The organism is Dietzia sp. MNB45 (assembly GCF_051994785.1).
In the GTDB taxonomy this organism is placed as follows: domain Bacteria; phylum Actinomycetota; class Actinomycetes; order Mycobacteriales; family Mycobacteriaceae; genus Dietzia; species Dietzia kunjamensis.
The window spans coordinates 946,849-958,826 of record NZ_CP163397.1 but is presented as its reverse complement, the minus strand read 5'-3'; the positions used below and the strand labels follow the sequence as shown (position 1 = coordinate 958,826).

The window sequence follows — 11,978 nt, the reverse complement described above, 5'->3', positions numbered from 1 at the left end:
CCACACCGGCGGGCGCGGGGTCGTCGCCGAACGGTGGGCGCGCGGGATCAGGCCTCTGCTCGGGTGCGCTTGAGATTCTCATCCAGCGCCGCGAGGAACTCCTCCGTCGTGAGGTGTTCCTGGCCATCGCCGACGAGCAGCGCGAGGTCCTTGGTCATCTGCCCCTCCTCGACGGTCTTGATGACCACGTCCTCGAGTTGGTGGGCGAACTCGATGACCTCCGGGGTGCCGTCGAGCTTGCCGCGGTGCTCGAGACCCCGGGTCCACGCGAAGATCGAGGCTATCGGGTTGGTGGAGGTCGCCTTGCCCTCCTGGTGCTGCCGGAAATGCCGCGTGACGGTGCCGTGGGCGGCCTCCGCCTCGCAGGTCTTCCCGTCCGGGGTGAGCAGGACGGAGGTCATCAGACCGAGTGAGCCGAACCCCTGGGCCACGGTGTCGGACTGCACGTCACCGTCGTAGTTCTTGCACGCCCAGACATAGCCGCCCTCCCATTTGAGCGCGGAGGCCACCATGTCGTCGATGAGGCGGTGTTCGTAGGTCAGGCCGACCTTGTCGAACTCGTCCTTGAACTCGCGGTCGAACACGTCCTGGAAGATGTCCTTGAACGCGCCGTCGTAGGCTTTCAGGATCGTGTTCTTGGTGGACAGGTACACCGGGTACCCGCGGTCGAGACCGTAGTTGAACGAGGCCCGCGCGAAGTCCTCGATCGACTTGGTGAAGTTGTACATCCCCATGACCACCCCGCCCTCCTCGGGCAGGTTCACGATCTCGTGTTCGATCGGCTCGGACCCGTCGGCCGGCGTGTAGGTGATGGTGACCTTTCCCGGGCCGGGGGCCTTGAAGTCGGTCGCCTTGTACTGGTCGCCGAAGGCGTGGCGGCCGACGATGATCGGTTTGGTCCAGCCGGGGACCAGTCGCGGGACGTTGGAGATGATGATCGGCGCGCGGAAGATCGTCCCGCCGAGGATGTTCCTGATGGTCCCGTTGGGTGAGAGGTACATCCGCTTGAGCCCGAACTCCTCGACGCGGGCCTCGTCGGGCGTGATGGTCGCGCACTTGACGCCGACGCCGTGCTTGGCGATGGCGTTGGCCGCGTCGACGGTGATCTGGTCGTCCGTCGCGTCACGGCTGGTGATGCCGAGGTCGTAGTACTCGAGATCCACGTCGAGGTAGGGGTGGATCAGCTCGTCCTTGATGAACTTCCAGATGATGCGGGTCATCTCGTCGCCGTCGAGTTCCACGACGGTCCCGTCGACCTTGATCTTCGACATCGGATCCTCTTTCCCCGCCCGGCCCTTGTGGGGCCGACGCTGTCGGTCCTTACGTGACGTAGGTCTCACTTTACTGCTCGGCACGGTCCGGAGCCGCCGCTGCGACGGGTAACCCCTCGTTGCCTCCGTCGAGCGGCTTAGGCTAGCCTGACCCCAGGTCATGAGTTCCAGCGGAAAGCCCCGGCTCGCTGGACGGCAACCCTCCACCGCGGTGGGGTGCCCCGGGAGACGACCTGGCCACCACCCGACCGGGTGACGGGCAAGCGCGGGTCCGCTGTCGTCAAGCGGGCGGACCCTTTTCGATGAGAGGAGGGGCTCCGCCCCTATGACCTACGACAACAGCAATACGGACTGGGCCTTCGAGACGCGTCAGATCCACGCCGGGCAGCCCGTCGACTCCGACACCGGAGCCCGGAATCTGCCGATCTACCAGACCACCTCGTACGTGTTCGCCGATGCCAAGCAGGCGGCCGACCGTTTCGCGCTCGCAGAGATGGGCCCCATCTACACCCGCATCACCAACCCCACCGTGGCAGCGGTCGAGGATCGCATCGCCTCGCTGGAGGGCGGCGTCGCGGGTCTGCTGTTCGCGTCGGGACAGGCGGCCGAGACCGCCGTCGTGCAGGCGATCGCCCAGTCCGGCGGCCACGTCGTGGCGTCCCCCCGCCTGTACGGCGGCACCGACACCCTGCTGCGCCACACCCTGCCCAAGTACGGCATCGAGACGACGTTCGTCGAGAACCCCGACGACCCCGCCTCGTGGGAGGCGGCCGTGCGCCCCAACACGAAGCTCTTCTACGGCGAGTCGATCTCGAACCCGCTCAACGACATCCTGGACATCCCGGCCATCGCCGAGGTCGCGCACCGCAACCAGGTTCCGCTCGTCATCGACAACACCGTGGCCACCCCCTACCTCATCCGCCCGCTGGAGCTGGGTGCTGACGTGGTGGTCTCCTCAGCCACCAAGTACCTCGGTGGACACGGGGCCTCACTCGGCGGCGTCCTGGTCGACGGTGGCAAGTTCGACTGGCGTGTGCAGCGCGACGGCCAGGACGTCTTCCCGTCCTTCACCACCCCGGACCCGGCCTACCACGGCCTCGTCTACGCCGATCTCGGCGCGCCCGCTCTCGCGCTCAAGGCCCGGGTGACCCTCCTGCGTGACACCGGCGCGGCGGCCTCCCCGTTCAACGCGTGGACCCTCGCCCAGGGCATCGACACGCTCAGCCTGCGGGTCGAGCGCCACGTGTCCAACGCGCAGCGGATAGCCGAGTGGCTCGAGGCCCGTTCCGACGTGGCCAAGGTCCAGTACGCGGGCCTGGCCTCCTCGCCCTACCACGAGCTCCAGAAGAAGCTGGCCCCCAAGGGCGCCGGCGCGATCGTCACGTTCGACCTGGCCGTGCCGGAGGGCACGTCCGACGACGATGTCAAGGCCCGTGCCTGGGCGTTCATCGACGCCCTCAAGCTGCACTCGTGCCTGGTCAACATCGGTGACGTGCGGTCACTCGTGTGCCACCCCGCGACCACCACCCACTCGCAGGGCACCCCCGAGGCCAACGCGATCGCCGGGATCACCCTCGCGACCGTCCGCCTGTCGGTGGGCATCGAGTCCGCCGATGACCTCATCGGCGACCTCGAGCTCGGTTTCGCCGCGATCTCCTGACCCGCCCCCATGGTCCGCTCTTTCGATCCGCTCGCGCTGCTGCCCCCGGGCGACGGCACCCTCGGCCACGTCGCCCTCGGCGACATCACGCTGGTCACCGGTGTCGTCCTCCCGGGGGTGACCCTCGCGGTCCAGCGGTGGGGGCGGATCGCGGACGACCGGTCCAACGTCGTGCTGGTCGAACACGCACTCACCGGTGACTCGCACGTCGTGGGGCCGGTCGACTCCCTGCACCCCACCCCGGGGTGGTGGAACGGGCTCGTCGGGCCCGGACTCCCGCTGGACACCGACCGCTACTGCGTGTTGTCCGTGAACGTCCTGGGGGGCTGCCGGGGGTCGACGGGGCCGAGCTCGCTCCACCCCGACGGCCACTACTGGGGCGCGCGGTTCCCGGCCGTCTCGGTGCGCGACATGGTCGAGTCCGAGCGGTTGCTGGCGGACCTGCTGGGGATCGGCCGCTGGGCGGCGGTGATCGGCGGCTCCATGGGCGGCGCCCGGACGCTCGAGTGGATGGTCACGTACCCGGACCGCGTCCGTGCGGCGTGCGTCCTGGCCGTCGGCGCCCGCGCCTCCGCCGACCAGATCGGCATCCAGACTGCCCAGATCATGGCCGTGACCTCGGACCCGCACTGGCAGCAGGGCGGATACCACGGCACCGGCCGCACCCCGGTCACCGGCCTGGGAATCGCGCGACGCATCGCGCACCTGTCCTACCGGGGCGAGGTCGAACTCGACGAGCGCTTCGCCAACCGGCCCCAACCCGGTGAGGACCCCCGGGGCGAGGACCTGTCCATGTCGGGCCGCTTCGCCGTGCAGTCCTATCTCGATCACCAGGCCGGCAAGCTGGTCTCCCGCTTCGACGCCTGCACGTACGTCCTGCTCACCGACGCCCTCAACCGTCATGACGTCGGGTTGGACCGGGGCGGCGTCGAGGAGGCACTGCGCACCTGCCCGGTCCCGTGCGTGATCGGCGGCGTGACCACCGATCGTCTGTACCCGCTACGGCAACAGCACGAACTGGCCGACCTGCTCCCCGGTGCGGACCCTCTCGTGGTCATCGAGAGTCCCGCCGGCCACGACGGCTTCCTCACGGAGGACCACGTGGTGGGACCGATGCTCGAGCGCACTCTCGAACTGGCCGAGCAGGGCACCTCCGACCGGACGCGAGGTCATGCGTGAACGACCACGACCACACCCCCCGCCCGGCCGTGATGGGGCTGGCCGGCCTCGCGGCGGGTTTCGGCGTCATCGGGATGGCGATCGGGTTCGCCACCCTGCTGGGACTCACCGCCACCGCCTCCGGCGGTCACGACACGACGGGCTTCGGCCCGGCCATCGCCTCCGCCGCCTCCGCGTTCGTCCTGGGACTCGTGCTCGTCGTGGGGGCCGTCCTGTTGTGGCGCGCCCACCGTGCCGCCCGCATCGTGATCGGGGCGGCCGTGGCCCTGCTCGCTCTCAGTTCGCTGGCGCGGATGGTGGTGGACAGCGTCACCTTCATCTCCGTCGTCGGCACGGTCTCGTCCCTGCTCGCCCTGACGGCGATGGGGTTTCTCCTCGTCTCGCCAGGGGTACGCGACCACGTCCGCGAGGGCGTACCTCTCAGGCTCCGCTGACTCGCTCCCCTCCGTCGCGCCGCCCTTCCAGAACGCCACCCATCGGGCGTCGCGCCACCCATCGGGTGCCAAGGGCAGCGCGTGATCCGATAGGTGATCCACACCGGCGCGGAGGAAACCTGGCCGCGGAGGGAATCTGCTCTGCGGCGATGCGATGATCGTGAGATCGTCCCCCCGCGGATCGCGATAGGCGCCGTTCTCGCTGCTCCGCGCGGGATACGTGAAGCGCGGGCCCTCTTCCCCCAGGCCCTTCGGTCTCCACAGGCGGCCGTCGTCAGACGGCACTGAGCCGATCTCCCTGCGAGATGGCCACGATCATCGGGGCATGAACACACCAGACGATCTGATCCCTCTGCTCCTCACCACCGATCGGCTGCTCAGCCGTGGAATGACGAGCCACAGCCTGAGCCGCGCTGTGAGATCCGGCGATCTGATCCGGCTCAGACCCGGGTTCTTCGTAGAGAAGAGAGCACGCGATCTCTGCCGGCGTGACCGCCACCTCCTGTCGGTTCTGGCCACGAACACTGCACTTGACTCGCCGGTGTTCTCTCACGCATCTGCGGCTCTCATCCACGGTCTTCCGGACTGGGGTCTGCCGCTGCGAAAGGTCGCGGTGTGCGAGGAGGGGGCGTCACCGCGATCCCGCACCACCGATCTGACGACCTTCCGCTTTGTTCCTGATCTCGCCGGTGAGGTCACGACGGTCAACGGATTGCGGGTCACCACTCCGGCGCGAACAGTGTCGGACATCGCGATCTCGACGAACAGGGATGCCTGCGTGGCGGTTGCCGATGCTGCGCTCCACGGCGAACTCGTCACCAGGATCGCGCTCGAAGAATCTCTGGAAAAGTCCGCGGGCCGTCGCGGGATCAGGCGCGCCCGACACTCGCTGAGCCTCGCGGACGGGCGGAGCGAGAGTGTGGCAGAGACCCTGAGCCGGCTGACATTCCGTGACCACGGCCTGCCGGAGCCCGAGATCCAGGTCGACATCGTCAACTCCCGCGGCATCAGAGTAGCGCGCGTGGATTTCCTGTGGCCCGAGTACGGCGTGGTGGGAGAATGTGACGGTTTCGGTAAGTACTTCGAGGGGCTGACCCCCGCAGAGACACGGCATCGATTGGGGATGGAGAAGGATCGCGATGCCGAACTCATGGCACTCGGCTATCGAGTCTTACATTGGCGGTGGCGTGATCTCGAGGAGCCTCATGTCCTGGCTGCGCGAATCAAGCGGGTGCTCTTCTCCGCAGCCGCGTGACCAGACCACCTGCCCTATCGTGAGCGGACTCGGCCCCGACGTGTTTGCCCGACGTGTTTGATTGCCGACCGGGTTGCCGGCCGACGATGGCCAGAAGCAACGCCACGTGATCGCCACCTATCGGATCGCCCGCCACCTATCTGATCGCCCTCCACCTATCGGACCCGCTGGGTGACTCGCCATCCGATAGGTGGCGCGGGGGTTCGGCGGATGCGGCAGGGCACGCGCGTGGTGGAACACAGGCGCGCGACGGCAACGGCCCGCGATAGCAACGGCGCGCGACGGCAGGCCGGTGCAGAATCGGCCGACTCGGCGTAGGCGTCCGCGCAGACCCGGCCGCCGTCAGCCGGTGCAGAATCGGCCGACTCGGCGTAGGCGTCCGCGCAGACCCGGCTCCGCTACCCGGTGCCGAGCGAGTCGACCGATGTCGCCAGCCACAGGATGACGACGGCGAGCCCGGTGTAGAAGGCGACGTCGAAGGTCCGTCCCCGGACCCCGAGCAACCGCGCCCGCTCATCAGGCACCGCCGCCCGTAGGACCGCCGCGGCCAGCGCGACCACGCCCAGCAGGAACGCGCCGCGTCGCCACCGCTCCAGGATCACGAACCCCAGCGCGACCATCACCCCCGCCAGCACGAGCGCGAGTGGCCACTGCGCCCGCACCTGCGCCCACGTCAGACGCGCAGGCCGCGTACGGCGCGGCCTCGCGTCGGTCGCCCCGTCACGGGGCCGGTCGGGAGCCGGGTGGGTCATCGGGGGCCTAGTCGCCCGAGTCGAGCCGCTCGCAGCGCTCGACCACGTTGCTCAGCAAGAACGCCCTCGTCAGCGGGCCCACGCCGCCCGGGTTGGGCGAGACCGCCCCCGCGACCTCCCACACGTCCGGGTGCACGTCCCCGGCGAGCTTGCCGTCCAACCGTGACACGCCGACGTCCAGCACCGCGGCTCCGGGCTTCACCATGTCGGCGGTCACCATGTGGGCGACGCCCGCAGCGGCCACGATCACGTCGGCCCGCCGCGTCTCGGCCGCCAGGTCGCGTGTCCCGGTGTGACAGAGGGTGACGGTGGCGTTCTCACTGCGCCGGGTCAGCATGAGCCCGATCGGACGGCCCACGGTGACGCCGCGCCCGATCACCACGACGTGCGCGCCGTCGAGCCCCACCCCGAACCGACGCAGCAGGTGGATGCTGCCGTTGGGGGTACACGGCAGTGGCGCGGGTTCGTTCAGCACGAGCTTGCCCAGGTTCACCGGGTGCAGGCCGTCGGCGTCCTTGTCCGGATCGATCCGCTCGAGGATCGCGTTCTCGTCCAGGTGCTTCGGTAGCGGCAGCTGCACGATGTAGCCGGTGCACGCGGGATCGGCGTTGAGTTCGTCGATCACGGCCTCGAGCTCGGTCTGGGTGGTGTCCGCGGGCAGGTCACGCCGGATAGAGGCGATGCCGACCTGCTCGCAGTCGCGGTGCTTCATCTTCACGTAGGAGTGGCTACCGGGGTCGTCCCCGACCAGGACGGTGCCCAGTCCCGGGGTGATGCCCTTGTCCCGCAACGCGGTCACGCGTGCGGTGAGGTCGGCGACGATCTCGTCGCGGGTGAGCTTTCCGTCCAGCTTGATCGCGGTCACGCGGACCAGTATCCCACTCCCCGGCGGGTCCGTCGGCACGGCGCTGCGAGAATGGCCCCATGACCGGTGTGGGTGTGCGTGTGTTGTTCGATCGTCCGTGCATTCCGCCCAATACGGGCAACGCGATCCGGATGGCGGCGGGGGCGGGTTGCGAGCTGCATCTCGCCGGCCCGCTCGGCTTCGACCTCTCCGCCCCGCAGCTGCGGCGTGCGGGGCTGGACTACCACGACCTCGCCCACGTGGAGGTGCACGAGGATCTCGAGGCCGCGTACGCGAGCCTCCTGCCCGCGCGGGTCTGGGCCTTCAGCGCGAGGGCGGACCTGGCGCTCCCGGAGGTGCGGTTCTCCCCCGGCGACGTCCTGCTCTTCGGGCCCGAGCCCACGGGCCTGTCCGAGGAGGTGCTGTCCGACGATCGGGTCACGGCGACTGTGCGCATCCCCATGCTGCCGGGTCGCCGGTCGATGAACCTGTCCAACGCGGCCGCGGTGGCCGTCTACGAGGCCTGGCGCCAGCACGGTTACGCCGGCAGCTAGCACCTTTCCGCCCACATGACTTAGAATTTCGGCATGCCGAAATTCCGTCCGGGCGGTGCCCGTAATTTTCGTGGTGTCCGCCCGTCCGCCGTGGCGGTCGCCGCCGCCGCGGTCACCGCCTGCATCACGGCGATCTCGGCGTGCACGGTCGGCCCCACAGGTGCGGCCGACGTGGACGACCGACCGCGGTTCGCCGACACCGGTGGCCGGGTGGTGGTGGCCACGACGTTCACGGTCCTCGCCGACATGGTCCGCCGGGTGGGCGGGGACCGGGTGCAGGTGGAGTCCGTCACCACCCCGGGCGCCGACGTGCACCAGTACGAGCCGTCCGTCGAGGACCTCAAGCGGGTCGAGGGCGCGGATCTGGTGGTGAGCAACGGTCTCAGGATGGACGACTGGCTGCTGCGCTTCATCGACGGCACCGACGCGCGCCACGTGGTCACCTCCGACGGGGTCGATCCCCTGCCCGTCCGAGCGGGCAACTACACCGGCCGGCCCAATCCGCACGCCTGGATGTCGCCGCTCGAGGGCGCCGAGTACATCCGCACGATCGCCGCGGCGCTCTCCGACCTCGACCCGGACGGCGAGCGCGGATACACCGCCCGCGCGGCGGACTACATCGGGGAACTGGAGGACATGACGGACCGGGCCCGCGCGGCCGTGGAGTCCGTCCCGGAGGACCGGCGTGTGCTGGTCACCTGCGAGGGCGCCTTCTCCTACCTCGCCCGCGACCTGGGCCTCGAGGAGCTGTACCTGTGGCCGGTCAACAGCGAGAACCAGGGGCTGCCCCGTCAGATCACCGCCCTGATCGACGAGATCCGCGAGCGCGAGATCGGCGCCGTGTTCTGCGAGTCGACGGTGTCGGACGCCGCCATGCAGCAGGTCGCGGACGAGACCGGCAGTCACCTGGCCGGCCTGCTGTACGTCGACTCGCTCTCCGGCCCGACCGGACCGGTCCCCACCTATCTGGACCTGCTCGACCACGACCTCGAGATCATCTCCCGGGAGCTGACGCCATGACCGACCGACCACTGCCGTACTCGCCGTTCACCGGGCCGCCCCCCGTCGTCGTCACCGACCTCACCGTGGACCGTGGCCAGGTCCGCGCCCTCGACTCGGTCTCCCTCTCGGTTCCGAGCGGCGAGATCACGGTCCTGCTCGGCCCGAACGGCTCCGGCAAGTCCACCCTGCTGCAGGCGATGCTCGGCCTGGTGACCCCGTCCGCCGGGACGGCCCGCGTCCTCGGGTCGTCCGTCCGGCGCGCCCTGCGCAGCGGCCGGGTGGCGGCGGTCCCCCAGGCCGACGGGCTCGACGAGGGCTTCCCCGTGACCGCCGCCGAGGTGGTCATGCAGGGGCGTCGTCACTACACCGGCCCCTGGCGCCGACCGAGCGCCGCCGACCGCGCCGCCGTGGCCGCAGCCCTCGACCGCGTGGGACTGTCCGGGCTCGCGGCCCGCCGCATCGGCGAACTCTCCGGCGGTCAGCGCCGTCGTGTCCTGCTGGCACGCTGCCTGGCACAGGAGGCCGACCTGCTCCTGCTCGACGAGCCGTTCAACGGGATGGACGCAGGCAGCGAGGAGGTGTACATCGACGTGCTGCGCGAGCTCACGGCCGAGGGGCGCACCGCGCTGGTCTCCACCCACCACCTGGGCACCGTCGAGCGGCTCGCGGACTCGGTGGCCCTGCTCAACGGCTCCCTCATCGCCCACGGCCCAGTCGCCGAGACGACCACCCCGCAGATCCTGTCCACCCTGCTCGGCGCCCGGCAGACCGGGACCGCCGAGCGCACCGTCACCGAGGGAGCGCTGCCGTGATCGACCTGCTCGCCGAGCCGATGAGCTACGACTTCATGCGCCGCGCCCTGATCGTGGTGACGGCCTCCGGGATCGCCGGCGCCCTGCTGAGCTGCTGGCTGGTCCACATGGGATGGTCGCTCATGGGTGACGCCGTGTCCCACGCGGTCCTGCCGGGGGTGGTGATCGCCGCGATGACCGGCACCCCGTTCGCGGTGGGCGCCCTGGTCGCCGCATTGGTCGCGGTCACGATGATCGGCGCGGTGCGCGAGAGCGGAACGGTGCGTGAGGACGCGGCGATGGGCATCGTCTTCACGGCCCTGTTCGCCCTCGGCCTGATCCTCATCGCCCGCTTCCCCACCCAGCAGGACCTGCACTCGATCCTGTTCGGCAGTGTGCTGGGCGTCCGCGACTCCGAACTCGTCCAGGTGATGGTGGTCTCCGCGTTCACGGTCATCGTGCTGCTGGCGTTCCGCCGTGACCTCGTCATGGTGGCGTTCGACCGACTCCACGCCCACACACTGGGACTGCGGACCCGGGCACTGACCGCCCTCCTGCTGGCGACGCTCGCCACCGCGACCGTGGCGGGGGTCCAGTCGGTGGGCGTGATCCTCGTCGTGGCGACGCTCATCATCCCGGGCGCGACCGCCCAGTTGGTGGCGGACACCATGCGGGGGACGATGATCCTCGCCGTCGTCGTCGCCCTCGTCGGCGGTGTCACCGGGCTGTACGTCGGCTACTACGCCGACCTGCCCCCGGGCGCCGTCGTGGTCCTCACCCAGGCCGTCATCTTCACGGCGGTACAGCTGTTCGCGCCCCGGCGCGGGGTCATCCCCCGGGCGGCGGCCGGCATGCGCGCGCGGCGGTCGGGGATGATGTCGGCATGACCGTCGACCACCCGACCGGGCTCGCCGACCTCACCCCGACGATCCAGGCCTATCTCATGGCCGCCCACGCGCTGGGGTCCGGCGGCGACCCCGTCACGTCCGGCGCGCTGGCCGAACGGCTGGGGGCGTCCCCCTCCTCCGTCACCGAGGGCGTGCGCAAACTCGTGGCGATGGGCCTGGCCGAGCACCGCCCCTACGCGCCCGTCGAGCTCACCGAGGCCGGGCGGTCGTTCGCGGTGGCGATGGTGCGCCGCCACCGGATCATCGAGACGTTCCTGGCCCGGTGCCTGGACTACCCGTGGGACGAGGTCCACGCCGAGGCCGACGCGCTCGAACACGTGGTGTCCGACCGGTTCGTCGACGCCCTCGACGAGTTCCTCGACCACCCGCGCCGCGATCCGCACGGTGACCCCATCCCCACGCGCGACGGGCGGGTCGACCCCCTCGGGGACGTCCCGCTGGATCAGGCCCCGGAAGGCGCTACAGGTGTCGTGACCCGGGTCTCCGATCGCGACAACGCCGTCCTGCGCCACCTCGCGGAGATCGGCCTGCGCCCCGATTCGCCCGTCGAGGTTGTCTCCCGACAGGTGGAGTTGGGGATCATCGGGGTGTCCCTGGGCGGGCGCCTCGTCCAGGTGGGGACGCCGGTAGCCGCCGCGGTGCGCGTCCGGGTCACCGCCGGGACGGGATCCGACGACGACGGTTGAGCCGACCACGACGACGAGGTCCGCGGCGGACCCACCGCCCGCGGTCGCTCAGACCGCTCGGGAGACGGTGACCGGCGCTCTCGTGCGAGCAGCAGTGGCGTTGGCCGAGCGGTCAGGGTGGGCCGCCCGCGCGGCCGGCCACCGCAGGCCGAGTGCGACGAGGGTGGCCAGGACGATCGCCCCGTCGACCGCGGCGGCGGCCGGTGCCCCGGCCACCTCGTGGCGCAGCAGGAGCACGGCGGTCATGGTCATGGACGCCTTGTGGAAGACCACGACCACCCACAGCACGGCGGCCCCGGGCGGGGTGGCACCCAGGTAGCCGGTGAGGGCGGCGAAGACGAGCAGGCCGTAGGCCCGCCAATAGGCGGTGAGTTGGTACTCCGGGGTGATGGTGGGTGCCTCGAGCCCGGCGGCGACTCCCAGCCCCAGGGCCACCGCCGCGGTCGACAGGAGTAACGCCCGGTAGAGCAGGAGGCTGAGTCGGTCGGTCGCCATGAACCCGATACTCGCCGACCGGTGACGGCCGCACATCGGGGATTTCCCCGGGATCGGACCTGATTCCCGCGGCTCGCGTCGCCCGCAGCTGGGGCGGCTCGCGTCGCCCGCAGCCGGGCGGCTCGCGGCTGCAGTAGCCCGACCCGC

At 70.4% G+C, this 11,978-nt stretch carries 13 protein-coding genes and 1 riboswitch; of the genes, 9 read left to right on the top strand and 4 right to left on the bottom strand.

Features of this window, described 5'->3' with window-relative positions:
* Positions 1-47: 47 nt before the first annotated feature.
* On the bottom strand, positions 48-1,271 hold the full coding sequence (locus AB5G72_RS04630; RefSeq protein WP_269502312.1) for an NADP-dependent isocitrate dehydrogenase: 1,224 nt from the start codon (positions 1,269-1,271) through the stop codon (positions 48-50).
* Positions 1,272-1,427: 156 nt separating this feature from the next.
* Positions 1,428-1,543, top strand: a riboswitch (SAM riboswitch).
* A 53-nt stretch (positions 1,544-1,596) separates the two neighbouring features.
* On the opposite strand from AB5G72_RS04630, the gene AB5G72_RS04625 reads away from it, so the two are divergent.
* The 4 genes from AB5G72_RS04625 to AB5G72_RS04610 all read left to right on the top strand — a co-directional run bounded on the left by AB5G72_RS04625 (position 1,597) and on the right by AB5G72_RS04610 (position 5,799).
* On the top strand, positions 1,597-2,931 hold the full coding sequence (locus AB5G72_RS04625) for an O-acetylhomoserine aminocarboxypropyltransferase/cysteine synthase family protein (protein ID WP_154830326.1): 1,335 nt from the start codon (positions 1,597-1,599) through the stop codon (positions 2,929-2,931).
* Positions 2,932-2,940: 9 nt separating this feature from the next.
* Positions 2,941-4,110, top strand: a complete 1,170-nt coding sequence (gene metX / locus AB5G72_RS04620; RefSeq protein WP_440221098.1) for a homoserine O-acetyltransferase MetX — start codon at positions 2,941-2,943, stop codon at positions 4,108-4,110.
* The gene (locus AB5G72_RS04615; RefSeq protein ID WP_301162951.1) at positions 4,107-4,544 is read left to right on the top strand and encodes a hypothetical protein; all 438 of its coding nucleotides are present in this window, start codon (positions 4,107-4,109) and stop codon (positions 4,542-4,544) included. The genes metX and AB5G72_RS04615 overlap by 4 nt, the downstream gene beginning before the upstream one ends.
* 325 nt (positions 4,545-4,869) lie before the next feature.
* A complete protein-coding gene (locus AB5G72_RS04610; RefSeq protein ID WP_206474535.1) occupies positions 4,870-5,799 on the top strand; it encodes a type IV toxin-antitoxin system AbiEi family antitoxin domain-containing protein in 930 nt (309 codons plus the stop codon).
* 398 nt (positions 5,800-6,197) lie between these two features.
* Here AB5G72_RS04610 and AB5G72_RS04605 read toward each other — a convergent pair whose 3' ends face one another.
* Together AB5G72_RS04605 and AB5G72_RS04600 are read right to left on the bottom strand one after the other, a co-directional pair.
* Positions 6,198-6,551: a DUF3017 domain-containing protein gene (locus AB5G72_RS04605; protein WP_120286202.1), complete on the bottom strand. Its 354-nt coding sequence runs from the start codon at positions 6,549-6,551 to the stop codon at positions 6,198-6,200.
* Between the two features lie 7 nt (positions 6,552-6,558).
* A complete protein-coding gene (locus AB5G72_RS04600) occupies positions 6,559-7,416 on the bottom strand; it encodes a bifunctional methylenetetrahydrofolate dehydrogenase/methenyltetrahydrofolate cyclohydrolase (protein WP_440221097.1) in 858 nt (285 codons plus the stop codon).
* A gap of 59 nt (positions 7,417-7,475) precedes the next feature.
* On the opposite strand from AB5G72_RS04600, the gene AB5G72_RS04595 reads away from it, so the two are divergent.
* Genes AB5G72_RS04595 through AB5G72_RS04575 form a run of 5 tightly spaced genes read left to right on the top strand, consistent with a single transcriptional unit; the run spans position 7,476 to position 11,336 of the window.
* Positions 7,476-7,949: a tRNA (cytidine(34)-2'-O)-methyltransferase gene (locus AB5G72_RS04595; RefSeq protein ID WP_120286204.1), complete on the top strand. Its 474-nt coding sequence runs from the start codon at positions 7,476-7,478 to the stop codon at positions 7,947-7,949.
* Positions 7,950-7,982: 33 nt separating this feature from the next.
* A complete protein-coding gene (locus AB5G72_RS04590; RefSeq protein ID WP_440221096.1) occupies positions 7,983-8,969 on the top strand; it encodes a metal ABC transporter substrate-binding protein in 987 nt (328 codons plus the stop codon).
* Positions 8,966-9,763 (top strand): metal ABC transporter ATP-binding protein, encoded by a 798-nt coding sequence (locus AB5G72_RS04585; RefSeq protein WP_440221095.1) that lies wholly within the window; start codon positions 8,966-8,968, stop codon positions 9,761-9,763. Before AB5G72_RS04590 ends, AB5G72_RS04585 begins: the two co-directional genes overlap by 4 nt.
* Entirely contained in the window at positions 9,760-10,629 is an 870-nt protein-coding gene (locus AB5G72_RS04580) for a metal ABC transporter permease (RefSeq protein ID WP_440221094.1), read from the top strand. Before AB5G72_RS04585 ends, AB5G72_RS04580 begins: the two co-directional genes overlap by 4 nt.
* Positions 10,626-11,336 (top strand): metal-dependent transcriptional regulator, encoded by a 711-nt coding sequence (locus AB5G72_RS04575; RefSeq protein ID WP_259821697.1) that lies wholly within the window; start codon positions 10,626-10,628, stop codon positions 11,334-11,336. The genes AB5G72_RS04580 and AB5G72_RS04575 overlap by 4 nt, the downstream gene beginning before the upstream one ends.
* A gap of 48 nt (positions 11,337-11,384) precedes the next feature.
* Here AB5G72_RS04575 and AB5G72_RS04570 read toward each other — a convergent pair whose 3' ends face one another.
* Positions 11,385-11,831: a hypothetical protein gene (locus AB5G72_RS04570; protein WP_317471284.1), complete on the bottom strand. Its 447-nt coding sequence runs from the start codon at positions 11,829-11,831 to the stop codon at positions 11,385-11,387.
* Between the last annotated feature and the right edge of the window lie 147 nt (positions 11,832-11,978).

Excerpts from the sequence above, each read along its gene's own strand:
- AB5G72_RS04630 (WP_269502312.1), bottom strand. The coding sequence starts at position 1,271 with ATGTCGAAGATCAAGGTCGACGGGACCGTCGTGGAACTCGACGGCGAC.
- AB5G72_RS04625 (WP_154830326.1), top strand. The coding sequence starts at position 1,597 with ATGACCTACGACAACAGCAATACGGACTGGGCCTTCGAGACGCGTCAG.
- metX (WP_440221098.1), top strand. The coding sequence starts at position 2,941 with ATGGTCCGCTCTTTCGATCCGCTCGCGCTGCTGCCCCCGGGCGACGGC.
- AB5G72_RS04610 (WP_206474535.1), top strand. The coding sequence starts at position 4,870 with ATGAACACACCAGACGATCTGATCCCTCTGCTCCTCACCACCGATCGG.
- AB5G72_RS04605 (WP_120286202.1), bottom strand. The coding sequence starts at position 6,551 with ATGACCCACCCGGCTCCCGACCGGCCCCGTGACGGGGCGACCGACGCG.
- AB5G72_RS04595 (WP_120286204.1), top strand. The coding sequence starts at position 7,476 with ATGACCGGTGTGGGTGTGCGTGTGTTGTTCGATCGTCCGTGCATTCCG.
- AB5G72_RS04590 (WP_440221096.1), top strand. The coding sequence starts at position 7,983 with ATGCCGAAATTCCGTCCGGGCGGTGCCCGTAATTTTCGTGGTGTCCGC.
- AB5G72_RS04585 (WP_440221095.1), top strand. The coding sequence starts at position 8,966 with ATGACCGACCGACCACTGCCGTACTCGCCGTTCACCGGGCCGCCCCCC.
- AB5G72_RS04575 (WP_259821697.1), top strand. The coding sequence starts at position 10,626 with ATGACCGTCGACCACCCGACCGGGCTCGCCGACCTCACCCCGACGATC.
- AB5G72_RS04570 (WP_317471284.1), bottom strand. The coding sequence starts at position 11,831 with ATGGCGACCGACCGACTCAGCCTCCTGCTCTACCGGGCGTTACTCCTG.